Annotated in this window: 20 protein-coding genes; 6 read left to right on the plus strand and 14 right to left on the minus strand. The window is 70.5% G+C overall.

The window, feature by feature from the left end; genetic code table 11:
• Positions 1–32: 32 nt before the first annotated feature.
• Positions 33–1,400 (plus strand): L-serine ammonia-lyase, encoded by a 1,368-nt coding sequence (locus tag ACZ60T_RS06890; protein ID WP_365622637.1) that lies wholly within the window; start codon positions 33–35, stop codon positions 1,398–1,400.
• A 35-nt stretch (positions 1,401–1,435) separates the two neighbouring features.
• On the opposite strand, the gene ACZ60T_RS06895 is transcribed toward ACZ60T_RS06890, so the two are convergent.
• Positions 1,436–1,912, minus strand: coding sequence for a hypothetical protein (locus ACZ60T_RS06895; RefSeq protein ID WP_469665018.1), 477 nt, complete (start codon positions 1,910–1,912; stop codon positions 1,436–1,438).
• Positions 1,913–2,182: 270 nt separating this feature from the next.
• On the opposite strand from ACZ60T_RS06895, the gene ACZ60T_RS06900 reads away from it, so the two are divergent.
• A complete protein-coding gene (locus ACZ60T_RS06900) occupies positions 2,183–3,817 on the plus strand; it encodes a translation initiation factor 2 (RefSeq protein ID WP_469665539.1) in 1,635 nt (544 codons plus the stop codon).
• A gap of 28 nt (positions 3,818–3,845) precedes the next feature.
• On the opposite strand, the gene ACZ60T_RS06905 is transcribed toward ACZ60T_RS06900, so the two are convergent.
• Entirely contained in the window at positions 3,846–5,861 is a 2,016-nt protein-coding gene (locus ACZ60T_RS06905) for a tetratricopeptide repeat protein (protein WP_469665019.1), read from the minus strand.
• Positions 5,862–6,110: 249 nt separating this feature from the next.
• Between ACZ60T_RS06905 and ACZ60T_RS06910 the strand changes: the two genes are divergently transcribed.
• On the plus strand, positions 6,111–7,877 hold the full coding sequence (locus ACZ60T_RS06910) for a hypothetical protein (RefSeq protein ID WP_469665021.1): 1,767 nt from the start codon (positions 6,111–6,113) through the stop codon (positions 7,875–7,877).
• Here the strand turns inward: ACZ60T_RS06910 and ACZ60T_RS06915 are convergent.
• Positions 7,854–10,373, minus strand: a complete 2,520-nt coding sequence (locus ACZ60T_RS06915) for a hypothetical protein (RefSeq protein ID WP_469665023.1) — start codon at positions 10,371–10,373, stop codon at positions 7,854–7,856. The two genes, ACZ60T_RS06910 and ACZ60T_RS06915, sit on opposite strands and share 24 nt — an antisense overlap.
• A 302-nt stretch (positions 10,374–10,675) precedes the next feature.
• Here ACZ60T_RS06915 and ACZ60T_RS06920 point away from each other — a divergent pair, with 302 nt between their 5' ends.
• Positions 10,676–11,233, plus strand: coding sequence for a glycoside hydrolase family 25 protein (locus tag ACZ60T_RS06920; RefSeq protein ID WP_469665025.1), 558 nt, complete (start codon positions 10,676–10,678; stop codon positions 11,231–11,233).
• A 66-nt stretch (positions 11,234–11,299) separates the two neighbouring features.
• The gene (locus ACZ60T_RS06925) at positions 11,300–11,842 is read left to right on the plus strand and encodes an MOSC domain-containing protein (RefSeq protein ID WP_469665027.1); all 543 of its coding nucleotides are present in this window, start codon (positions 11,300–11,302) and stop codon (positions 11,840–11,842) included.
• Positions 11,843–11,864: 22 nt separating this feature from the next.
• On the opposite strand, the gene ACZ60T_RS06930 is transcribed toward ACZ60T_RS06925, so the two are convergent.
• Entirely contained in the window at positions 11,865–12,770 is a 906-nt protein-coding gene (locus tag ACZ60T_RS06930; protein ID WP_469665029.1) for a helix-turn-helix domain-containing protein, read from the minus strand.
• Between the two features lie 104 nt (positions 12,771–12,874).
• Here ACZ60T_RS06930 and ACZ60T_RS06935 point away from each other — a divergent pair, with 104 nt between their 5' ends.
• Positions 12,875–13,510: a GNAT family N-acetyltransferase gene (locus ACZ60T_RS06935; RefSeq protein WP_469665031.1), complete on the plus strand. Its 636-nt coding sequence runs from the start codon at positions 12,875–12,877 to the stop codon at positions 13,508–13,510.
• Between the two features lie 3 nt (positions 13,511–13,513).
• Here ACZ60T_RS06935 and ACZ60T_RS06940 read toward each other — a convergent pair whose 3' ends face one another.
• The 10 genes from ACZ60T_RS06940 to ACZ60T_RS06985 all read right to left on the minus strand — a co-directional run bounded on the left by ACZ60T_RS06940 (position 13,514) and on the right by ACZ60T_RS06985 (position 23,133).
• Positions 13,514–14,125 carry an ADP-ribosyltransferase gene (locus tag ACZ60T_RS06940; protein WP_469665032.1) on the minus strand — a complete coding sequence of 204 codons (612 nt, stop codon included), beginning with the start codon at positions 14,123–14,125 and terminating at the stop codon, positions 13,514–13,516.
• Positions 14,126–14,203: 78 nt separating this feature from the next.
• On the minus strand, positions 14,204–15,376 hold the full coding sequence (locus tag ACZ60T_RS06945) for a YncE family protein (RefSeq protein ID WP_469665034.1): 1,173 nt from the start codon (positions 15,374–15,376) through the stop codon (positions 14,204–14,206).
• A complete protein-coding gene (locus ACZ60T_RS06950) occupies positions 15,376–16,158 on the minus strand; it encodes a polysaccharide deacetylase family protein (protein WP_469665540.1) in 783 nt (260 codons plus the stop codon). The genes ACZ60T_RS06945 and ACZ60T_RS06950 overlap by 1 nt, the downstream gene beginning before the upstream one ends.
• Before the next feature lie 199 nt (positions 16,159–16,357).
• A complete protein-coding gene (locus tag ACZ60T_RS06955) occupies positions 16,358–16,966 on the minus strand; it encodes an ATP-binding protein (protein ID WP_469665036.1) in 609 nt (202 codons plus the stop codon).
• A gap of 197 nt (positions 16,967–17,163) precedes the next feature.
• Positions 17,164–17,931, minus strand: a complete 768-nt coding sequence (locus ACZ60T_RS06960) for an enoyl-CoA hydratase/isomerase family protein (RefSeq protein WP_469665037.1) — start codon at positions 17,929–17,931, stop codon at positions 17,164–17,166.
• Positions 17,932–18,035: 104 nt separating this feature from the next.
• Positions 18,036–19,295, minus strand: a complete 1,260-nt coding sequence (locus ACZ60T_RS06965) for a L,D-transpeptidase (protein ID WP_469665039.1) — start codon at positions 19,293–19,295, stop codon at positions 18,036–18,038.
• Positions 19,296–19,526: 231 nt separating this feature from the next.
• Positions 19,527–20,204, minus strand: coding sequence for a response regulator transcription factor (locus tag ACZ60T_RS06970; protein WP_365623082.1), 678 nt, complete (start codon positions 20,202–20,204; stop codon positions 19,527–19,529).
• Positions 20,205–20,208: 4 nt separating this feature from the next.
• Positions 20,209–21,459 carry a sensor histidine kinase gene (locus ACZ60T_RS06975; RefSeq protein ID WP_469665041.1) on the minus strand — a complete coding sequence of 417 codons (1,251 nt, stop codon included), beginning with the start codon at positions 21,457–21,459 and terminating at the stop codon, positions 20,209–20,211.
• Positions 21,460–21,484: 25 nt separating this feature from the next.
• Positions 21,485–22,234, minus strand: a complete 750-nt coding sequence (locus tag ACZ60T_RS06980; protein WP_365622606.1) for an ABC transporter permease — start codon at positions 22,232–22,234, stop codon at positions 21,485–21,487.
• Positions 22,231–23,133, minus strand: a complete 903-nt coding sequence (locus tag ACZ60T_RS06985; protein WP_365622604.1) for an ABC transporter ATP-binding protein — start codon at positions 23,131–23,133, stop codon at positions 22,231–22,233. Before ACZ60T_RS06985 ends, ACZ60T_RS06980 begins: the two co-directional genes overlap by 4 nt.
• Between the last annotated feature and the right edge of the window lie 132 nt (positions 23,134–23,265).

The raw sequence follows: 23,265 nt of genomic DNA on the forward strand, positions 1-23,265 counted from the left end.
TGCCCCCGCACACCCCGTCCTGAGGAGTCACCGTGGCCGTCTCGGTCTTCGACCTGTTCTCGATCGGCATCGGCCCGTCCAGCTCCCACACGGTCGGCCCGATGCGCGCCGCCCGGATGTTCGCGCGTCGGCTGCGCAACGAGGAGCTGCTGGACTCCGTCGCCTCCCTGCGCGTCGAGCTGTACGGCTCGCTGGGCGCGACCGGGCACGGCCACGGCACGCCGAAGGCGGTGCTGCTCGGCCTGGAGGGCGCCTCGCCGCGGACGGTGGACGTGGAGCGGGCGGACAGCCAGGTCGAGGCGATCAAGGAGACGGGCCTGCTCCGGCTGCTCGGCACGCACGAGATCGCGTTCGACTTCGACGCGGACCTGGTCCTGCACCGCCGCAAGGCGCTCCCGTACCACGCCAACGGCATGACGCTGTGGGCCTACGCGGCGGACGGCGCCGAGGTCCTGTCGAAGACGTACTACTCGGTGGGCGGCGGCTTCGTCGTCGACGAGGAGGCCGTGGGCGCGGACCGCATCAAGCTGGACGACACGGTCCTGAAGTACCCCTTCCGCACGGGCGACGAGCTGCTGCGCCGGACGAAGGAGACGGGTCTGTCGATCTCCTCGCTGATGCTGGAGAACGAGCTGGCCTGGCGTACGGAGGACGAGATCCGGGCCGGGCTGCTGGAGATCTGGCAGGTCATGCGGGCCTGTGTGACGCGGGGCATGTCCCGGGAGGGCATCCTGCCCGGCGGCCTGAAGGTACGCCGCCGCGCGGCCGTCACCGCGCGGCAGTTGCGCGCCGAGGGCGATCCGGCGGCCCGTGCGATGGAGTGGATCACGCTCTACGCGATGGCCGTGAACGAGGAGAACGCGGCGGGCGGGCGCGTGGTCACGGCCCCGACCAACGGCGCCGCGGGCATCATCCCGGCGGTCCTGCACTACTACATCAACTTCGTGCCCGGCGCGGACGAGGACGGCGTGGTCCGCTTCCTGCTCGCCGCGGGCGCGATCGGCATGCTCTTCAAGGAGAACGCGTCCATCTCCGGCGCGGAGGTCGGCTGCCAGGGCGAGGTGGGCTCGGCCTGCTCGATGGCGGCGGGCGCCCTCGCGGAGGTCCTGGGCGGCACCCCCGAGCAGGTGGAGAACGCGGCCGAGATCGGCATGGAACACAACCTCGGCCTGACCTGCGACCCGGTCGGCGGCCTGGTCCAGATCCCGTGCATCGAACGCAACGGCATGGCCGCGGTGAAGGCGGTCACGGCGGCCCGCATGGCGATGCGCGGCGACGGCTCGCACATGGTGTCCCTCGACAAGGTCATCAAGACGATGAAGGAGACCGGCGCGGACATGTCGGTGAAGTACAAGGAGACGGCTCGGGGCGGGTTGGCGGTCAACATCATCGAGTGCTGAGGGGGCAGGCCCTGTGTTGTCAGGGCCTGGCCTGCTCACGTGGCGGACGTTCCCTGCGGCGGTGGGTTCACCGCCTGCTGAGCCGCTGCGATGAACTCCAGCTTCGCGCGGTGCACGGCATCCGCCGGCTGGTGGCGTCGCAGGGCCTCCACAACGCGGCTCGCGGTGGCGGTCACCTCGGTCGGCCCCTCGAGAACGACCGCGCTGTGCGCCCGCCGCAGTACGAGTTCCTCCTCGCCGGTTCCCCGATTCGCCCGCTCGACCAGGACCTTGGCCTCCACCGCGGCGAGGAACTCCGCGTAGATCTGACGTCGAAGCGCGAGAGCGCGTTGCTGCTCCTCGCCCCGGAGAGTCATCCGGACGGATTCCAGCAGCGCCTCCGCCTGCCGGTCACCGGCGCGGCGTGCGGCCTCGGCCTGCCGGAGACCGGCGCTCCGGCCGAACCAGCCTGTGACCACACTGCCCGCGACCGCCGCCCCCGCGGCGATCAGCGCGACACCCCACTCACTCATACGTCCGTCCCTCCCGTTCCCGCGACCCCATGGCCCCGATCGTGCCCACCTGGTCCTCCCCCATCACTCGCGGCCGGACGCATCGTGAACGGTACGATCGGATCATGTCGCCGGACGACGCCACCACCCCAGCTCTGACCTGTGAAAACAGCACTTCCCCGCGCCCAAACCCTGGTAAAATGGGGAAACTTGGGGCGACGGGCGACGGGCGACGGGCGACGGGCGACGGGCGACGGGCGACGGGCGACGGGCGACGGGCGACGGGCGACGGTGCTTCTGGCCGCGCGGTCGGCGGTGGCTCTGTACCGGCTGCTGGACGCGGCTCCGGCTCTCTCCGGTGACGACCGGATCACCCGGCTGTTCACCCTGGTCCCCGGCTCCGATTTCGGCATCGACGTCCTGTCCGCCATCGAGACCGTCGGCGGCAGGCTGGTGCCGTGGAGCGAAGCGTGCTCCCGCTCGTACGACCTGGTTCTCGCGGCGAGCCCGAAGGGCGACCTGCGTCTGCTGCGCGGCAGACACGTGCTGCTGCCGCACGGCGCCGGATACAACAAGTCGATCCCGGGGGAGGGTTCGCAGCCCGCGTCCGGGCTCGATCCCACGTTCCTGATCCGTGACGACGACACCGCCCCACTGGCGCTTCACGCGGTCGCACACCCTGAGCACATCACCCGGATCGCCGCGGCGGACCAGCGAGCGGCCGACCGGGCCAAGGTCGTCGGAGACCCCACGCTGGAGCGCCTCCTCGCCTCGCGCTCCTTGCGCGATCGCTACCGCGCCGCCCTCGGCACCGGCCCGCGGAAGCTCCTCGCCCTGGTGTCGACGTGGGGGCCCGAGTCCCTTCTTCGGCAAAGCCCCGATCTTCCCGCCCGGTTGGCCGCCCGGCTCTCGCACGATGACTACCAACTGGCCTTGATCGTTCACCCTAATGAGCAAAGCCTCCTCGGTACCTACGAGTTGACGGAGAGACTCGCGCCTGCGCTCGACGCGGGCATGCTCCTCGCAAGCCCCCATGAGGAGTGGGCATCCCTTCTGATCGCGGCCGACGCTCTGGTGACCGACCACGGATCCGCCGCTCTGTACTACTGCGCCGCCGAGGACCGTCCCGTGGTCAGCGCCTACCAAGGCGGGGTCGAGCTGATCCCGGGCAGCCCGATGGACGGACTCTTGCGCCGGATACCCCGGTTGAGCTCCGCCGACCTGGTGGAAGAGGCGCTCGACGCCTACCGCCCGGGAACCGGACGCGAAGTGGCCCGGACGGCCTTCGCCCAGCAGGGGAGGGCCCTGAACCTGCTGCGCTCCGAGCTGTACGCCCTCCTCGGCCTCACCCCTCCGGCGCTCGGCAGCCCGCCGCGCCTGCTGCCCACGCCCCGTCCCGCAGGCCGCGTCCCCACGGCATTCGACGTGGACACCGACGTGGCCGAGCACCAGGTCCGCATCGCCCGGCGTCCCTCGGGCATCGGTACGCCAGGACATCATCTGGCGGTGGAACACGGCTCCGCGAGCGAGCGACTCGCCCGCTCGGCGGGGCTCTTGTACCGGCGCCCGCTCCCGGCACCCGCCGGTGGGCCTGCCCTGTCGTGGACCGCGGAGGCATGGCTCCGGCATGCGCTGTCGGAGTACCCGGGGTGCCGTTCCGCGGCAGCGATCCTGTCCTCGGACCTGTTCCTGTTCAGGACCCGCGGGTGCGCGCGCACCTACGCCGTCCGGGTCGAGCCCCGAAGGGAGGGCGGCCGGATCGTACGCACAGACCCGGCAGCCGTTGCCTCGGCCGTCCACACCTGGCTGCTGGCCTGCTCCGCGGCACCGGCCGCGCCGACCCGGCTGAGCTGTGTCATCGGCCGACGCACGTTCGACGTCGCACTCCGCCCGGCCACGCTCGAAGAAGCCGCGGAGCCCTTCTGACCGGTCCCGGGGCCTGCTGCGAGCATCCCTAGTGGTCCAGGCCGTTTCGTCGGCGGATGTCACGGGCGGCCGTGCGGTGTTCCGCGGCTTCGGCGCTCCGCTCCTCGGATTGAGCCAACTCGGCCATCGCGTCGAGGACACGAGCCTCGTCGAAGCCGGACCGCCGTCGGCGGGCGGCGCTCAGCGACTGCTCGTACAAGGGTCGGGCCTCCGTCGTACGGCCGAGGCGGCACAGCACTGACGCGAGAGCGAAGCCCGTACGACGCGTCATCCTCTCGCGGTGCAGGGTCACGGCCTCGTCGTGTGCCCCGGCGAGCAGCTCGTAGGCCGTCTCCAGGTCACCGAGTTTCGCCCGTGCCTCGCCCAATCGGTAGGTCAGGAGCATGACGCCATACGGGTTGGGAAGCGCACGGTGCATCTCGCGCGAGCGCGTGAACTCGACTGCGGCTGCCCCCCATTCACCACGGGCGCCGTCGAGCATGCCGTAGAACTCGACCAGCGAGGCGGCGAGCTTCCTGTCCCGTGCGCTGTCCCCCAGCAGCGCCAGCGCGCCCCTGGCTTCGTCCAACTGCTGCCGTGCCTCGTCGACTTGACCCGTCTCCCAGAGTTGCCGCGCGAGTTGGCAGCGCGTGCGCACCAGCCACTCGGGACGGGCGCCATGACGGACCGCGGAGTCGACGGTGAGAGTCAACGTGCCGATCACATCGGACTGATGGGGGTGGTCCAGCGCATAGGTCCACACCGGCTCCGACAGAGCCACCGCTTCGGCGTCCATCTTCCGCTCATGGGCCAGCCGTACGGACGCGAAGAGCACATGACGGTGTTCGTACAGCCAACGGGACGCGCGGTCGCAGCGTTCGGCCTTCGTCGCCTCGTCCGTCGCCTTCTCGGGGTCCTCCAGGGGAACATCCGGTGCGTCGTCGACACTGCCGAACACATCGGCGACGAGCAGCCGGGAACCGGCGGCGAACCTGTCCGCCCGCTGGAACTGCCTGACCAGCCAGCGCAACAGCCTGGTCAGGCTCTCCTCCACCACGCTTCCCTGCGTGTCCTGGCGTGACCGGCGCACGGCATGCGCGCGCAGGGGGCCGGGCAGCCGCATCCGGCCGTCTCCCGAGCCAAGCATCTCGCGGAGATCCAGTAACCCAGCTCTGTCCAGCTCCTCAAGAGCGTCTTCGCACGGCTCGGGCCCGAGCCCCAACAGGGCGGTCGCGGATTCCGTGGTGAACGTCGCACCAGGGTGGTGGGGCAGCAGACGGTAGAGCAGGGCCGCGGTCGGGGACAGGCCGTCGTACACCGTGTCCAAGAACCCCTCCACGCCGGCGATCCCGTTCTCCTCCCAGTCGTCCCGCAGTTGCCGGACGAGGCGGGACAGCGGACGCAGCCGGTGTGTGCGTACCCAACCGCCCGCGACGTGGAGGGCCGCCGGGATGCCTTCGCACAGCCGCACCAACGCGCGCACGGAGTCGGGATCAGCCGCCAGCCGAGGGTCCCGGACGATCAGCTCCAGAAGCTCTGTGGCCGCCCACTCCTCCAGCGGAGGCAGGCCGACGTCCACGGCGGCTCCGTCCTCGAACTCCCGTAGGGGCGCATGGCTGGTGATGATCACCAGGCTCTCGCCCGACGCCGGAAGCAGCGGGATGACCTCCGAGGCGTAGTGCGCGTTGTCCACGACCAGGATCATTCGCGCATGGGCGGTCTTGCTCCAGTACTGCGTGCACTGCGCCTTGAACGACGAGGCGACGAAGTCCGGTTCCACGCCGAGGGATTCGAGTAGCTGGGCCAGGACGTCACCTGGGTCCATCCCGCCGCCCAGCCGGAAGTCATCGAGGTCCACGCTCAGGACCCCGTCGGTGAAACGGTCGCACAAAACGCGGGCGAGCAAGCGAGCCAGTTCCGTCTTCCCCATGCCTTGCGGCCCGCTCAAGGTCACGATCAGGGGCCTGGAGCGCCCCGTTCGCTCCCCCACGGCCCGCAGCACACGGTCCCGCTGCTCATGACGATCCACGAAGTACGCCGGTTCCGGCGGAAGTTCCACCCTCATGTATCCCGGTTCAGCCTTTCCCGTCACAGTTCCAGCAGTCCGACCGGCAGGAGCGGGCGAGGCCTCCCGAGCCTCGCTGAGCTCATGGATCACACAACGGTCCACTATAGGTGTGCAGTTGGCTCTCGACACCTGAATCCGTCCGCTTCCGCCCGGACTCCGGCGGGCGACATACCCACGCTCGTCGGCACGGGCGACATGCGCGTTATCGTCAGGCGAGGTAACGGCAGGTAGAGCGAGGAGCGAGGCGTGCGCGGTGAAGGGCGGCTGCCGTTGCCGATGGCGGCGGACAGCGAGCGCTGGGTGAGCGTGGCGGCGGAGCGGACCGTTCTCGGAGTGGTCCACAACATCACCTCCGCGACCCGACTGCTCGACCTGCTCGCGGTGTTCGAGGGCGACCGGCGCGTCCAGACCGTCTTCACGTGTACGGAGTCCTCGGCACTGGACGGGGGAACGCTCGAGTTCTTCACTTCCCGGGGGATGTTGCACATACCTTGGCGAGAAGCGACGGCACGCACATTCGACTTGGCGATAGCCACCAACCGCGGTGGCGATCTTCACGATCTGCAAGCACCATTGATCGGTGCGCCGCATGGCGCGGGATATAATAAACACTTGAGCCGGAAGCCGGAAGCCGGAAGCCGGAAGCCGGAAGCCGGAAGCCGGAAGCCGGAAGCCGGAAGCCGGAAGCCGGAAGCCTTTGGCTTGACTTCTGAGTGGTTGATGCATGAGGGGCGGATCGTTCCCTCCGCGATCATTCTCTCTCATGACGAGCAGCGCGAACGGCTGGCCGTCAGTTGTCCGGAAGCGCTCCCGATGAGCGTCGTGGCAGGAGATCCCTGCTTCGATCAACTACGGATGAGCGCTCCGTTCCGCGAGGAATACCGGCGCGCTCTCGGTGTCCGACCCGACCAGAAGCTCCTTGTGGTCTCGTCCACTTGGGGGCGCGGATCGATCATCTCCTCGAACGAGAGCGATACGGACGCTCTTCGGCGCGCCCTCGCGGAATTGCCGGTCGACGAATACCGAGTCCTGGCGGCGATTCACCCGAATTCCTGGTACGGACACGGCGCCTGGCAACTGCAGAACTGGTTGGCACCGCTCACGGAACACGGGCTGCTCCTCCCGGTACCGGACACGGAGATGTGGAAATCCGCGCTTCTGGCAGCGGACCATGTCCTGGGTGACCATGGCTCTTTGACCATGTACGGAGTCGCGTTGGGAATTCCCACGGTTCTGGGGTCCTTCCTCGACGCGAAGGTCGCCCCTCGGTCCCCCATGGCCCGACTGGGCACGCTGCTCCCCCGCCTGTCCCCGCGCCGCCCTCTCCTGCCGCAACTCGAAGCGGCTTCCGTAACTCAGCAACACAGCACCGAACTTCACGCCCTGCGGGCGACCGTGACGTCACGGCCCGGGGAATCGGCGACGCTGCTGCGGCGCCTGTTCTACGAGTGGCTCGAACTGCCGGAGCCCATGGCCCCCGCCCGCCCACGGCTGGTCCCGGTGCCCTCCTCCGTGCCGATCGGGTGCGCGTCCCCCGTCCAGCGGCCGGTGTATGTGTCAGCCCTCTCGGACGAGGGCCGGATCACCGTGCGGCGCTACCCGGCACCCGTGCAGCGCCGCACCGTGGAGGGACATCTGGCCGGCACCCATCTGGTGGCCGACCTCGACGACCCGGACACCCGATGGCCCCGCTCGGCGGACGTCCTCCTGATGCCACTCGGCCGGCACAGGGAGTCGTCGGCGAACTGGGACGACATCGCCGCCCGCTACCCGGGCTGCGGCCTGCTCGCCAGGGAAGAGCCGGAGGACGGCTGCCTGGCGCTGCTGCGGGGCGGCGTACGCCTGCGCGCTCACTGGCACGGCGAGCGCCCCTCGTGGGCGTCGGCCGCCATCGCGGCATCGGTGGTCCACGACCACGCGCCGCCCACGGCCGACACCCCCGGACCCGTACGACTTCAGGTGACGATCGGACCGGACGCCGGGACCGGCCTACTCGACATCGCCCCCTGCTGACTCACTGCCCACGAGCCGCTGATCCGCCTCCTGCGCACGAAGGCTGTTCGCCTCGAGGAACAGATCGCGCGCCGCGGTCCAGTCCCGCCGCGCCGCATGACGGTCGCCCGACTCACCCAGCAGATCGCCCCGGAGCAGATGGATCGAGGCGCGCTGATAGGGAGGACCGCTCTCGGTCATGATCTCGATCGCGTCATCGAGCGCCCGCACCGCCGCATCCGGCAGCCCCGCGGCCCGGCGATCCTCGGCGTAACGGGTCGAGGCGCGGGCCTGGTTGTAGGGATCGGGCACGGGCAGGGCCGCGAACTGGTCGCGGGCGGAGAGCAGTTCACGCTTCGCCTCGTCATGGCGCCGCAGGTCCGTACAGGCCGTCCCCCGGTGAAGCGCGAACAGGGCCCGTCCGCGCGGGTGGTCGATGCCCTCCAGGGCGGCCAGCCCCAGAGCGTAATGCCGCAAGGCTCCGGCCGGGTCCCCCGCCTTGCGTTCCGCCAGACCGAGGGCCTCCAGCACGCTGGACTCCGTACGCCGCTGCGCCTCGGTCGCGTCGCCGTCTTCCGGCCGTACGAGTTCCAGCGCGCGCTCGAAGTACCCGCGGGCCGCCTCCGGGTCTCCCTGGAGAGTGCTCCACCGGTCCAGGTGAGCGAAGCCCAGCTCGAAGTACATCCGGGCGAGGGCCATCCGGTCGCGGCACTCCTCGGCCGACCTGACCGCCAGTTCGTGCGTCGTGATCCACGGGCTGTGCAGGCCGCACTTGAGGTAGAAGGTGTGCAGCCCCTGGGCCAACCGCCAGGTCTGCTGATGCCTGCCGGTCTCATGGGCCAGGCGCACCACGTTCTCCAGGCTCTCCCGGCGCCGCTCCAGACTCGCGATCAGCGCCGGTGCGTCAACGGTGCCCGTCGGTGCGTAGGCCGCGTACACCCCCGCGGGATCGTGCCGGTGGCGGGAGGAGAGGGCCGCCTCCGTGCGTTCGGCGAACTCCAGGCGATACCCGATGATCCGGTCCTGGATCGCCTCTTGGACCGGGACCGGTTCATCGGCGCGGGCACAGGCGAGGGCGTGATCGTGGATCAGCCGGTGGCGCACCCGGTAGCCGCCCTCACCGTCTCCGATGGGTTCGATCAGGTTCGCGGTGGTGAGCTGCCGCAGAGCCCTGCTCCGCGCCGCGGCGTCCAGATCGGGGAGCATGGCCCGTACGAGGTCCACCTCGAACTCCTCGGCGGGATGGAGTCCGATGCAGCGATACAGGGCGGCGGCATCAGGGGCGAGAGCGCGGTAGCCGGGGTCCAGGGCCGAGGACAGTTCTTCTTCCATGTCGAGCGCTCCCAACCTGGTTGTGCGATCGGACAGTTCCACCGCCAGCTCCCGCACCCGGCCGGCGGGGCCGACCGCGAGCTGAGCCCCGGCGATGCACAGCGCGAGGGGAAGTCCCCCGCACGCGTCGGTGATCAGGTCCAGTTCCTCCTCGTATCGGGCCTCGTCGGCGCCGATCCTGCCGACCTCGACCAGCAGCCTGCGGCTGTGCACCAGCCCCAGGGGGCCCATCTCGAAGGGTTCGGCGTTCAGGGTGCGTACGAGGCTGGGCAGGCGGGAGGTACTGGTGATGAGGACCACGCTGTCCGGAGTGTTCGGGAGCAGCGGTTCGATCTGGGAGGCGAGGACGACGTCCTCCAGCAGCAGGACGACGGGGGTACGTGCGACCAGCCGCCGGAAGTACGCCGACCGGGCCCCTGGGTCGGCGGGCACGTCCTCCACCGGAACTCCCAGCTCGCCGAACCAGCGTTCCAGGACGGCCGCGGGTTCCGGCACGTTGCCCCAGGCGTCCCTGCCGAGCGAGGCGGTGAGATGAGGGCGGCCCGTCAGCTCCTCCCGGCGTCTGTGCAGCCACTCGCGCGCTGTGGCGGACGTTCCCATGCCGGGCAGACCGTGGAGATACATCCGGGTGGGCACCTGGGCGGCGCGGCAGCTCTCCCAGGCGGCGTTCATCCGCAGCAACAACGCCTCGTTGTTCTGGTAGTGGAGGACCGGCCCCAGGGCGAGGTACGGAAGCGGCACCGGCAGCGCGGAGGTCAGCACCGGCTGCCGCGGGACCGCCGGTTCCTCGCCGTGGTAGTGATGGTGGACGTTCGACACATGCACCTGGCCGCCCACCGCCATGGTGCCGTGGATGACGGTGTCGCCCGTCCCGGTGAGCAGATCCCGTACATCGTCGGCCAACGACGGCTGTTCGGCCAGCAGTCGGCGCACCCGGTCCCGTACGAGCTCCTCGGCGCGGTCCGCGAGGGCCGCCGCTCGCGCGTCGTCGCCCCGGGCACGGGCCAGGCTCATGTCGCCGTCGAGTTCGTCGAGTTCGCGAAGGACGGAGTCCTCGCGTCCCTGCCCGCCCCGCCCGAACAGAGCACCCAACCGGTTCTTGAGCGCGGTATAGGTGTCGGTCGCGAACGCTCCCACCACAGTCGTCGCCACGGACGCGGCCAGTCCCATCAACTCCGCTTCCACGCAACCCCCTTGAACTTCGGCGCTTCCGGCTCACCCCACCGTATCGGCCGTCCGGGCGAGGTGACCGACAGCGCTGATTCCGCCGTGTACTCCCCCAACTCGTCGCTCCCCGACGCGTATCGGCGCGAGCGGAACGGCGGGGTGGAACAGCCGGGCGGCGTGAAGTCGTCCTCGGTTCTCAGTTCGACGGCCGAGGGAGGCTGCCGTTCGCCCGTGCGGGGTATCACTCGGAGAAGGCGTTCACGCGTCGACCCCCACCTCCGATCTCCTGTCCCCCCACGAGTACTTCAGGGAGCACCGCCATGCTGCGAGGCATCGACGTCAGCGCGTACCAGTCGTCGGCCTACGACACGGACGGCCTCTCCTTCGTCTTCGTCAAGGCGACGGAGGGGAGTTCGTATGTGAACCCCAAACTCACCGCCCAGGTGAAGACCGCCCGGGACGCCGGCTGTGTGGTCGGCTTCTATCACTTCCTGTGGCCCGGCAACCTGGCCGCCCAGGCCCAGCACTTCGTCTCCAAGGCCCCGGAGAAGGCAGGGGACTTGCTGGCGGTGGACTGGGAGACCACGGGCGACGGCACGCACGCGAGCAACGCGGAGAAGGACAGCTTCATCCGCGCGGTGAAGAAGCTCCGGCCGAGCTACCGGGTGATCCTCTACACCAACCGCAACTACTGGCTCACCGTCGACACCACCTCGTACGCCGGTGACGGTCTGTGGATCGCCGACTACGTCACCGCGGGCAAGCCCCGTATCCAGGCGAAGTGGAAGTTCCACCAGTACACCTCCGATCCGCTGGACAAGGACGTCGCGAACTTCTCCACCAAGGCCGCGCTACGGGAGTGGGCCTCGGGTGGCTGACAGGGCTCCGGTTACGCTCGGCCCTGTCACCGAAGGGCAGTCGTACCGGAGAGGGGCTTCACCACCATGAGCGGGACGGTCGGAGCGGTCAGCAGCAACGGGGTGTACAGCTTCACCAAGCCGAACCGGGAGAGCATCCGGCTGCTCGCCGGGCTCGGCGTGGAGGGGGATGTGCACGCCGGGGTGACGGTCAAGCACCGGTCCCGGGTCCGGCAGGACCCCACGCAGCCGAATCTGCGCCAAGTGCACCTCATCCACGAGGAGTTGTTCGACGAGGTGCGGATGGCCGGGTTCGAGGTGGCCGCCGGGCAGCTCGGGGAGAACGTCACCACGCGCGGGATCGATCTGCTCGGCCTGCCCCGGGGGACCCGGCTGCGCCTCGGGGACGAGGCCGTCGTGGAGGTCACCGGGCTGCGCAACCCTTGCGCCCAGATCGACGGCTTCGCCAAGGGACTGCTCAAGCAGGTCATCGAGCGGGACGAGGACGGACGGCCCCGCTTCAAGGCCGGGATCATGGGCATCGTGGTGACGGGCGGTGTGGTGCGGCCCGGCGACCCGGTGGGGACAGAGCTGCCCGCCGGGCCGCACGTGCCGCTGGAGAGGGTGTGAACCACGCGCTGGCTGGCGTTCGTTACACCCGTGTCCGCAGTGCCGCGAGCACCCACGCGAAGTCCGCCGTGTACACGGGCGCGGGCTGGCCCTTCACGGCGGACAGCAACTCGCGGTAGCGGGCGAGCCGTTCGTCGAAGGCCGTCTCCATGCGTTCCAGTACGGCGGCGGGGTCGGCGTCGCCGAGCAGTTCGCGCAGCACCGGCTCCGCCTCGGGGGACTCAGGCGCGATGCCTTGCTCCCGCGCCCGGCTCGCCACATCCACCAGGTGCTTGACGAACCACAGGGTCTCCTTGGCGGGCGCGCCCTGTTCCCCGGCCGCCGCGTTGAACTCCGCCGCCTTGCGCATCTGGGCCCGGAACTCGGGGTCCTGGAGCAGCTCGGCCAACTCCACCCAGGCGTCGACCTGTTCGGGTGTCGGGTCCTCGGGCAGCTCGCCCGCCGTGCTGCGCATCCGGTCCCGGATCTCCGGGTCGATCAGGTCGAGACCGTGGAGCATCTCCTCCACGAAGTCCTCCACGATCCGCTGCCGTTCGGCCGCCGACAGCCGTGCCAACTTGTTCATCAGGGTCATCTCCTCCGCGTTCGAACCACGTCGGGCTACGGTCGACAGCACCGCCCTGGTCGCCTTCAGTGACCTGATCTGTATGTCCAGGGCCACCACATGCGTGGCCGCCACCTCCGCGACCGAGGTCTCGCCCGCCAGCACCGCGCGCACGTCGTTCAGGCCGAGGCCCAGTTCGCGCAGGGTGCGGATCAGTTCCAGGCGGGCGACGGACGCGACGTCGTACAGTCGGTAGCCGCCCGCGGAGCGGGCCACCGGGGGCAGGACGTCCTCGTCCGACCAGTAGCGGATGGTGCGCACCGTCAGCCCGGTGGCGCGGGCCAGGTCGCCGATCGTGAACAGGTCGGTGCCGTCGTCGCTCATGTCTGGGAGTCTGGGGCTTCCAGCGGGTGGAGACTCAAGCGGAGACGCACACGGAGACCCACGCGGGGACACACACGGGGACACGAGTGAAGGACGGACGTCTCATGCCCGACAGTCTGCGGGAGATCCTGGACGCGGCGGCCCGCGGGGTCTTCCCTCCCGCCGACGGCGGCCTCACGGTCGTACGGCAGCACGCGCACCGCGACGCCGGTGTGCTCGCCCTCACCGCGCACACCGTCGTCTTCACGGACGAGGATCCCCGATGGGTGCGCAAGTCGCTCGACTCGCTCGACTGCGACGCGCTCGCGGCCTCGATGAACCCGCTGTTCCTGGCCGCGTTCATGGAGCGCACGGGCCGGGCGCACGACACCACCGACATGCTCACCGTCGCCACCCCGCTGCCCGGCGAACCGCCGCTCACGCTGAGGGAGTTCGACGACCCCGGGCATCCCCGGGTCGTCCGGGCCCGCACCCGCCGGGACGACGTACGGGTGTGGGCGGCGGACGGCGGCGTACTCGTCCTCGGGCGCGGGGTCGCCGGGCGGCTGGAGGCCGCGGTGGAGGTCGCGGAGGGCGCCCGGCACCGGGGGCTGGGGCGGGCGCTCGCCTCGGCGGCCCGGCAGTTGGCCACCGAGCCCGTGTGGGCCCAGATCGCCCCGGGGAACGCCCGCAGCCTGCGGGCGTTCCAGGCCGCCGGTTACCGGCCGGTGGGGGCGGAGGCCCTGCTCATGCCGCGCTGAACCTCAGTGCCAAGGCACGTAGTTCGGGTTGCTCTGGCACTCGCTCATCTTCTCCGTCTTGGTGGCCTTGTCGACCGGACAGACCCCGATGACGTACTGGCGCGCGATACCACCGGGGAAGGCGACCTCGACCTGGTCGGCCCACTTGTGGGTGTCGCCGATGGTCTTGTTGACGTCGACACCGGCGGGAGCGTCGATGTAGTAGTTGTAGCCCGACTTGTACCAGGTCTTGTACAGGTCGTGGTCGTAGGAGGTCGAGACATAGGGCGAGGGCTGGTTGACCAGGACGTACTTCTCCACGTCGTACTGGCCGTTCACGACGTCCTTGGGCTGGAAGCCCTCGGCGAAGATGGTCGACGGCGGGCGGCTGTCGCTGCGGTAGAGCGTGCCGCAGGTGGTGCGCCAGACCGGCCGCGGGGTGATGCGGTCGACGTCCACCCGGTGGTCGGCGGCCGCCGTGAGCGGGTCGGCGAACCAGGGGCAGCCGATCTCGGCCTTCGCGGGGGCCGAGCCCTTCGCGGGGGCGGCGGGAGCGGTGGCGGCGGTGGTCGCGAAGAGCGCCGCCAGGGACGCGGCGAGTACGACAGCCCGTCGGCGCAGGCGAGTTGTGGTCATGGCAGCACCCTCGCGGCTGCGCGCCGACGGACCGCGGATCATCACTCGTTCGGCGGCGTGTTGGTCGTTCCCTTTACGTCAGCGGAAGATGCCCGTGTGCCCCAGGGAGTAGCGGCCGGGCTGCGGGTAGACCGCGAGGCCGTGCGGGCCGCTGCCCACCTTGATCCGGGCGAGCTGCTTGCCGCTGCTCGTGTCGATCGCGTACACCTCGGAGTTGTAGCGGCCCGACAGCCACAGCACCTTGCCGTCCGAGGAGACGCCGCCCATGTCGGGGCTGCCGCCGTCCGGCAGACGCCACTTCTTGACCAGCCGGTTCTTCGGGAAGTCGAAGACGGAGATGGTGCCCTCGCCGCGGTTGGAGATGTACATCTCGCGTGAGTCGCGGCTGACGTAGAGGCCGTGCGCGCCCTTGCCGGTGGGCAGGAAGGTGGGCTTGCCGAAGCTGTCGCCGTCCACGATCCACAGGCCGTGGGCCATCATGTCGGCGATGTAGAACCTTTTGCCGTCCGGGGCGACCTTCACGTCCTGCGGCATGGCGCCGTGGAACGGGAGCTTCTGCTTGCCGATCACCTTCATCTTCTCGGTGTCGACCTTGAGCAGTTCGCCGCTGAACTCGCAGGAGACGATGAAGTAGCGGCCGTCGAGCGAGAAGTCGGCGTGGTTGACGCCGTAGCAGGTCGCGGGTTCGGACTTGGCGACCTTCATGGTGTGCGCGTCACGGAAGACCAGTTGGCGGTCGAGCGAGGCCATGACGATCGCGTACTTGCCGTTCGGCGTGAAGTACAGGTTGTACGGGTCGTGCACGTCGACGGCCTTGCCCGCCTTGCCGGTCTTCGGGTCGATGGGGGTGAGGCTGTTGCCCTTGTCGTTGTTGACCCACAGCGTCTTCAGGTCCCAGGAGGGGACGACGTGTTGAGGCTGGACGCCGACCGGGATCGTCCGGACCACCTTGTACGTCTTCGGGTCGATGACCGACACGGTGTTGGAGTTGGTGTTGGGGACGTAGACGAGGGACGGGAAGTCCTTGACCACCGGGGAGAGTTGATTCGGCCGGTCGGCCGCGTAGACGTCCTTGACGTCGAGTACCGGGGGCATGCCCTCAAGGCCCTGGACGGTCTTCTGCTGCGAAGTGGCCGGGTCGCTCGGGGACTTGGAGGCGTGGTCCTTGGTGGGGCTGCCGCCGCTGCACGCGGCGAGCGCGGTGAGGGCGGCGCCGGCGATCAGTACGCGGGCGAGGGTGGTGGGGGGCATCAGCTCAGCAGCTCCGTGGTGGTCACCGCGGTGAAGCCGCGGCGGTCGAGTTCGTGCAGGAGGGTGGGGAAGGCGGCGACCGTGTCCGCGTACCCGAAGTGCAGGCTCACGACGGATCCGCCGCGGATCTCGCCGAGGACCTTGCGGGTGATCGCGGGGGCGCCCGGCGAGGTGTAGTCGAGCGAGTCGACGTCGTACGACAGGACGTGCGGGTAGCCGACGCGGCGGGCCAGGCGTTCGACGCGCGGGGTGGCGCGCGGGGCGCGGGAGGGGCGGAACCAGGTGCCGATGGAACCGGTCAGCCTGTCCAGCCTGTCGGCGCAGCCCTGGATCTCGGCGAGGGCTTCCTTGTCGGGCAGGGTGTTGACGCCGATGTGGTGCTGGGTGTGGTTGCCGAGGTCATGGCCGCCGTCGAGGACGCGGCGGGCGAGGTCGGGGTGTGCGTCGAGCCAGGTGCCGACCGCGAGCACGGTGAGCTTCGCGCCCTTCTTCTCGGCCGCGGCGAGGATCGACCGGGCGTAGGAGGGATCGCCCTGCCCGTGGAAGGTGAGGGCCACGCGGGGGCGGTCGCGGGGGCCGTGGGTGATCTGCGTGGGCTGCCGCGGGAAGGCGCGGGGCGCGGGGGCGGCGACCTGGGTGGACGGGGCGGCGGCGGAGTGCGCGGGGCCGCTGGCGCGGGCGGCGGACTGGGCGTCGGAGTCACCGGAGGAGCAGGCGGTGACGAGCGCACCGGCGACGGCGAGCCCGGCGCCCGCGCGCAGCGCCGAGCGACGGTCGGGCATCGCGTGCGGGCCCGGGTCGGCCGCGGGGCCTTGTTCGGGGGGAGGGACGGGGGTGGTCACTCTCACCATTTAAGGACGCGCCGGGGTGAAATCCGGCGATTTGACCGTTAGTGGAGGGTAAGGGTCGCGGGCGGTACGGGCGCCGGGACCTCGGGAGCCGTGGCCGACAGGCGCCTCGGAGGGCTGCCGCGCGGCCGGTTCAGCGGTCGGCGACCCTCATCTCGAACCACGTCGTCTTGCCGCGGGGCCACAGGTCGACGCCCCAGCGGTCGGCGAGCGTGTCGACGAGGAAGAGACCGCGCCCGCCCAGGTCCATCTCCTGGACCGGCATCAGACAGGGCAGCCCGCGGGAGGGGTCGCGCACCTCGATACGGATCCAGCCCCGGCGGCGGCGCATCCGCAGCCCGAACACACGGGCGCCCGTGTGCCGTACGGCGTTGCCGACGAGTTCGGAGACGAGCAGGACGACGTCCTCGGCCATCTTCGGGGAGAGGCCCCACTGGCGCAGGATCACGACCTGGGCGAGTCGGCGCGCGGTGCCCGCGGACTCCGGGCGGGACGGCAGGCGCACCTCCGCGTCGGCGGGGCTGCCGCGCGACTCCAGTGCTCTGAGCGCCCGTTCATCCTCCACCGCAGGTGACCAGCGTGCCGCGGTCGCACCCTTGTGCCGCCGCGGTTGTTCCACACCCTCCAGCCCCGCCATGCCCCCATGATGACCGGCTGGGGTGGCGCGTGGAGGCGTTACGGAAGAAAACTGCCCCTGGGGTGGCGTATTGCGTGGCGTCCGGTTGACATATGCCGCTGGCAACCCTGTCGCGTCGGCGCCCCAACTGACCTGCGGAAACAGGTCAGTTGGCGACGCTCTTCACACTGCGGCGACGTGCCGGGAGCACGGGTGGCGCGACGCTCCCGCGAACCGCTCCTTCGGGGGACAGCGGGTGAGACATCGCGTCAACTGCAAGAGGATCAAGGGGACTTCGCGCACCGGTTCGCGCGTCCGCCGGCTCAGACGAACTTCGCCTTGCCGGGGCCCTCCTCCACGAAGCTGCGCATGCCGCGCTCGCGGTCCTCGGTGGCGAACAGGCCCGCGAACCAGTTCCGTTCGATCGTGAGGCCGGTGTCGATGTCCGTCGCCAGCCCCGCGTCGATCGCCTCCTTGGCGGCGCGCAGCGCGATCGCCGGGCCCTGGGCGAGCTTCGCGGCCCAGGCGTGGGCCTCGGCGTACGTCTGCTCGGCCGGGACCACCCGGTCGACCAGCCCCAGCGCCAGCGCCTCGTCCGCCTTCACCATCCGGCCCGTGAAGATCAGGTCCTTGGCCTTGGAGGGGCCGATCAGCCGCGCCAGCCGCTGGGTGCCTCCCGCGCCCGGGATCAGGCCGAGCAGGATCTCCGGCTGCCCCAGCTTCGCGTTCTCGGCGGCGATACGGTAGTCGGCGCACAGCGCCAACTCGCAGCCCCCGCCGAGGGCGTAGCCGGTGACGGCGGCGACGACCGGCTTGGGGATCCGGGCGACGGCGGTGAAGGAGTCCTGCAAGGCGCGGGAGCGCACGACCATCGCGGCGTGGTCCATGCCCTGCATCTCCTTGATGTCCGCGCCCGCCGCGAACACCTTCTCCCCGCCGTGGATGACCACGGCGCGCACGTCCTCGCGGCGCGTGACCTCCTCGGCGAGTTCCTTGAGGCGGTCCTGCGTGGCGACGTCCAGCGCGTTCATCGGCGGGCGGTCCAGCCGGATCACACCCACGCCTTCGGCGACTTCGAGATGCACAGTCATGCCAGGAAGGTTAACGGGGACTAACGGGATCGGGCCCGGTGTGCTCGCTCACAGCAAGGTGAGCGGGCACACCGGGCCCGAGGAGGTGAAGCGTTGCCGGTTCCCTACTTGGTCCACTCCTCCCAGGACATGTTCCAGCCGTTCAGCCCGTTGCCGGGCGCGACCGTCTTGTCCTGGGAGTTCTTCACGATGACGACGTCACCGGTGATCGAGTGGTTGAAGAACCAGGCGGCCGGGACGGACGAGCTGTAGCCGCCCTTCACGTCGCTCAGGCCGATGCAGCCATGGCTCGAGTTGACGTTGCCGAAGGTGCCGCCGCCCCAGTAGTTGCCGTGGATGAAGGTGCCGGACTCGGTCAGGCGCATGGCGTGCGGCACGTCCTTGATGTCGTACTCACCGCCGTAGCCCACGGTCTCGCCGTTCATCCGGGTCACGGTGAGCCGCTCGCTGATGACCATCTGGCCGTTCCAGGTGTCGTAGCCCGGCTTGCCGGTGGTGATCGGGATGGTCTTGACGACCTTGCCGTCCTGCCGCACGACCATCTTGTGGGTCTTGGCGTCGACGGTGGAGACCTGGTTGCGGCCGATGGTGAAGCGCACCGTCTTGGTCTGCTTGCCGTAGACGTCGGGGCGGCCCTCGACGCCGTCGAGGTCGAGCTTCACGGTGACCTTGGTGCCGGGCTTCCAGTAGTCCTTCGGGCGCAGGTCCAGGCGGTCGTTGCCGAACCAGTGGCCGCGGACCTCCACGGCCGGTTCGGTCTTGACGGTGATGGCCTTCTCGACGGCCTCGGGGTGGGTGATGCCCCGGTCGAAGCGGATCGAGACCGGCATGCCGACCCCCACCGTGGCGCCGTCCTCGGGGGTGTAGTGGCCGACGAAGGTGTTCTTCGGGGTGAGCGTGGTGAAGGAGGACTCCGCGGTGGAGCTGAGCCCCGCGGTGTCCTTGGCCACGGCGTGGACCTTGTAGGTGGTGGCCGCGGCCAGATGGGTCGAGGGGGTCCAGGTGGCGCCCCCGCCGGTGATGGCCCCGGCTATCTCGCGCCCCTTGGCGTCCTTGACCTGGACCTCGGTCAACTTGCCCTTGGCAGCGGTGACTTCGAGTGCGCCGCTGGTGTTCACGGCGTCCGCGCCGTTCTTCGGGGCTATGGTGACGACGGCCTGCGACTGCTTGGACTCGGCCTTGCCGGAGCCCTTGTCCTCGCCGCCGGAGCCCGAACCCCCGCTTCCGCCACACGCGGTGGCGGTGACCAGCACCGCGCCGAGTATCAGCGCCGACAGTCCGGTACGGCCGCGTCGGCCGCCGTGCCCCGTAGCCGCTCTCCCCCGCGCGTCAACCGACGCCCCCGATATCGGTCGCCCGTTCACGATTCTGTCTCCCCTCGCACGGCCTGATCAGGCCCGCACACCTGCGCGACTCCCGCGCGCATGAGGACAAATCAATCACACGCCCCGCCTTCAAGGATCCCCGTGATTGTCACAACTCAGTCCCGACTTGGGCCTCGTGGAGGGGTGCGCGGTGCCGCGCCGGTGTGCGCCCCCGCGCATCCCGGACGTACGGCCGCCGGGAACACCCGGTCGTACGGCCGCCGGGAACCCTCAGCCGAGGATGCCCCGGTCGTAGGCGACCGCGACCGCCGCCGCGCGGTCCTTGGCGCCGAGCTTGGCGTAGAGGTGGGTGAGATGGGTCTTCACGGTGGCCTCGCTGATGAACAGTTCGCGCGCGATCTCCCGGTTGGAGGTGCCCTTGGCGACGAGGGCCAGGACCTCGCGCTCGCGCGCCGAGAGCGGTTCGTTGCCGCGGGCGGGCGCGCGGACCGCGGAGACCAGCCGGGAGGCCACGGCCGGGGAGAGGACCGTACGGCCCTCGGCGGCGGCGCGCACGGCGGTGAACAGCTCCGCGCGCGGGGCGTCCTTGAGGAGATAGCCGGTCGCACCGGCCTCGATCGCGGGCAGCGTGTCGGAGTCGGTGTCATACGTCGTCAGGACGAGCACCTTGGCGCGGGCGCCGCGCCGGGACAGTTCCCGGATGGCGTCCACCCCGGAGCCGCCCGGCATTCGCAGGTCCATCAGGACCACGTCCGGGTCCAGTACGGCGGCCTTGGCGACCGCCTCTACACCGCCCGCCGCCTCGCCGAGCACGGTGAATCCGGGCGCGGACTCGAACATGCCGCGCAGACCGTCCCGGACGACGGGGTGGTCGTCGACGATCAGCAGGGAGATCGCGGTCGTGGCGTCACCGGTCACGGCGTGATCGGTCGTAGCGTCACCGCTCATGGCTTCATCGGTCATGGCGCACCAACGGTACGCGAGCCGAGATCGCCGTGCCGTGCCCCGGTTCGGACTCCGTGGTGAAGGACCCCGCGATGCGTTCGGCGCGGACGCGCATCCCGTCCAGGCCGAAGCCGCCCGCGCGGCTGCGGGCCGGTACGGCGAGGGGGTCGAAGCCGCGGCCGTCGTCGCGGATGTCGAGGGTGACCTCGTCGCCCATGAAGGACAGGGTGACGCCGACGCGGGTGGCGCGGGCGTGGCGGGCGGCGTTGGACAGGGCCTCCTGGACGATCCGCAGCAGCGTCGCCGAGACCTCGTCGTGCAGATGCTCGGCGGCGCCCGTGACGGTGAAGTCGGCCCGCACCCCGGTGCGTTCGCCCCATTCGGCCACCGTCTTCTGCAACGCCTCGGGCAGACCGTCGGCGTCGAGGGCGACCGGCGCGAGGTTGTGCACGGAGCGGCGGGCCTCGCCGAGGCTGTGCCGGGCCAGCGTGGCGGCACGCTCCAGGTGGACGCGGGCGGTGGCCAGGTCGGAGGCGTTCGCGACGACTTGGAGCTGGGTGATGATCCCGGTCAGGCCCTGGGCGAGGGTGTCGTGGATCTCGGCGGCCAGCCGTCGGCGCTCGTCGGCGACGCCCGCTTCCCGTGCCTGGACGAGGAGTTGGGCGTGCAGCGCGGCGTTCTCGTCGAGGGCCTGCTGCAACGCCGTGTTGGTGCGCTCCAGTTCGACGATGGTCTCGGCCTGGGCGGCGACGCGGATCTGCTCCTGCTCGGCGAACCGGGTGAAGAGGCTGACGATGGCGATGTTGACGCCGAACACCACGGCGAAGCCGCACCACAGGACCAGTCCATGAGGCGGCATGCCGCCGATCTCGCTTCCGGCCATGGTGACGGCCGTCAGGCACAGACCGGGCAGCACCAGGCGGCGGGGCAACTGATAGGAGGCCGTGTAGTAGCCGGTGACGGCGTAGAAGGCGAAGAACGGGTTGAGCCAGGTGAGGACGAACGCGAGCGCCCAACGCCCGAAGTAGAAGAAGGTGTTCGCACCTCCGCGCCGCGGTTGACTCGGCAACACCCGCGCCCGGCCGAGTTCCAGGGCCAGGGCGGCCACCGTCAGGGCGGCCGACCCGTACAGCTCGTCCCGGGACATGCCGACCACCCTGGCCGAGCCCGCCGCCGTCAGGACACCCACGCCGAGGAAGGCGTACGGCCCCCAGTCGGCGAAGGTGGCCCGGCGGGGCTTCCATTCCGCGATCCTCATGGCCCCAGTGTCCGGCACGCCCCGCTCACTCCCAGCGGAACCAGCGCGCGGCCCCGGCGGTGAGCAGCACCGTCCATCCGGCGAGCACGCCGAGGTGGGTCCAGCCCGGCCAGTGCCCGGCGGCGGCCTGGTTCAGGGCCTGGGCGGCGGCGCCGAAGGGGGTGTAGCCGACGATCCGGGCCAGGAGGTGGGGCATGGCCTGCACCGGCACCCACAACCCCGCGCAGAACATCATCGGGAAGAGCACCGCGCTCCCGATCGCACCGGCGATCTTCGTGGTGCGGGACAGCGCGGAGATCACCGAGCCCAGCGAGAGGGCGACCAGGACGGCGAGCACCAGGGCGATCGCGTACCCGAACGGCTGCTCGGGCAGGCGTACGTGGAAGGCGAGCCGCCCGACGAGAAGGGAGAGCAGCGCCGAGGCGAGGGCCGCGCCCGCGAAGACCACCATGTGCGCCGCGAGCAGGGTGACGGGGCGGATCGGGGTGGTGGACATGCGGCGCAGGATGCCCTGTTCGCGATATCCGGTGAGGACCTGCGGCATGGCCTGCACACCCCCGAGGATCAGGCCGAGCAGGACCGCGATCGGGACGTAGGTGTCGACGAGCCGGAGGCCGCCGAGCGAGTCGTCGTGCTCCCGGAAGGACGGGATGGAGCCGAGGATCACCAGCAGCAGGGTGGGGAACAGCAGGATCCAGAAGATCGCGCCGGGTTCACGGCGGAAGAGGCGGACCTCGGTGCGCAGTACGGCAGTGTCGAGCGCCGGGGAACTCATGCGGTGGCCTCCGTCAGGTCCAGGAACGCGTCGTCCAACGTGGCGTCGGTGACACGGAGTTGGTGGGCGGTGATGTGGTGGCGGGCGAGGAGCGTGATGACCGCGTTGACGGTCGCGTCGGTGCCGGAGAGTGTGATCCGGCCGTCCTTGGCGGCGAGGGAGGCCAGTTCGGGCAGGGCGTTCAACTCCCGTTCGTCCAGCGGCGCGGACGGCAGGAAGCTGACGACGGTGGCACCCGCCGAGCGCCGGATCAGTCCCTCAGGGGTGTCCAGCGCGGCGATACGGCCCCGGTCGATGACCGCGATCCGGTCGCACAGCCGTTGCGCCTCCTCCATGAAGTGCGTGACGAGCAGGACGGTGACCCCGCCCGCCCGGACGTCCTCGATGAGCTGCCAGGTGTCACGGCGGGCGCGCGGATCGAGCCCGGTGGTCAGCTCGTCGAGGACGACGATGCGGGGGTTGCCGACGAGGGCGAGCGCGATGAACAGCCGCTGCTTCTGGCCGCCGGAGAGCTTGGCGAAGCGGGTGGTGAGCTTCTCGGTGAGACCGAGGCGTTCGGCCAGGGGGCGCCAGTCGGCCGGGCGCGGATAGAAGGTGGCGTACAGCTCGAGCGCCTCGCGCACGGTGAGCTTGGCCTGGAGTTCGCTCTGCTGGAGCTGGGCGCCGAGCACGCGGGTGACCTGCTCGTGGTCGGCGATCGGGTCGAGGCCGGTGACGCGGACCCGGCCCGCGTCGGGGACCCGGAGGCCCTCGACGCACTCGACGGTGGTGGTCTTGCCGGCGCCGTTCGGGCCGAGGATCCCGAAGATCTCCCCCTCCTCGACGGCGAAGGAGACCCCGTCGACCACGGCCCGGCCTCCGTAGGACTTGCGCAGTTCGCTGACTTCGATGACGGACATGGCAGCAGCGTCCCGCCGACCGCGGTCGGCGCACATCGCCCGAGGCGCTCGAAGCGGCATCGGCCGATCGGCTGATGCGACGCTACGACCCCGGGGCCGGGCACGGGCGTTCGGGCCGCCGAAGCCGCAGGT

The sequence above is a fragment of the Streptomyces sp. NPDC104371 genome, assembly GCF_055583785.1.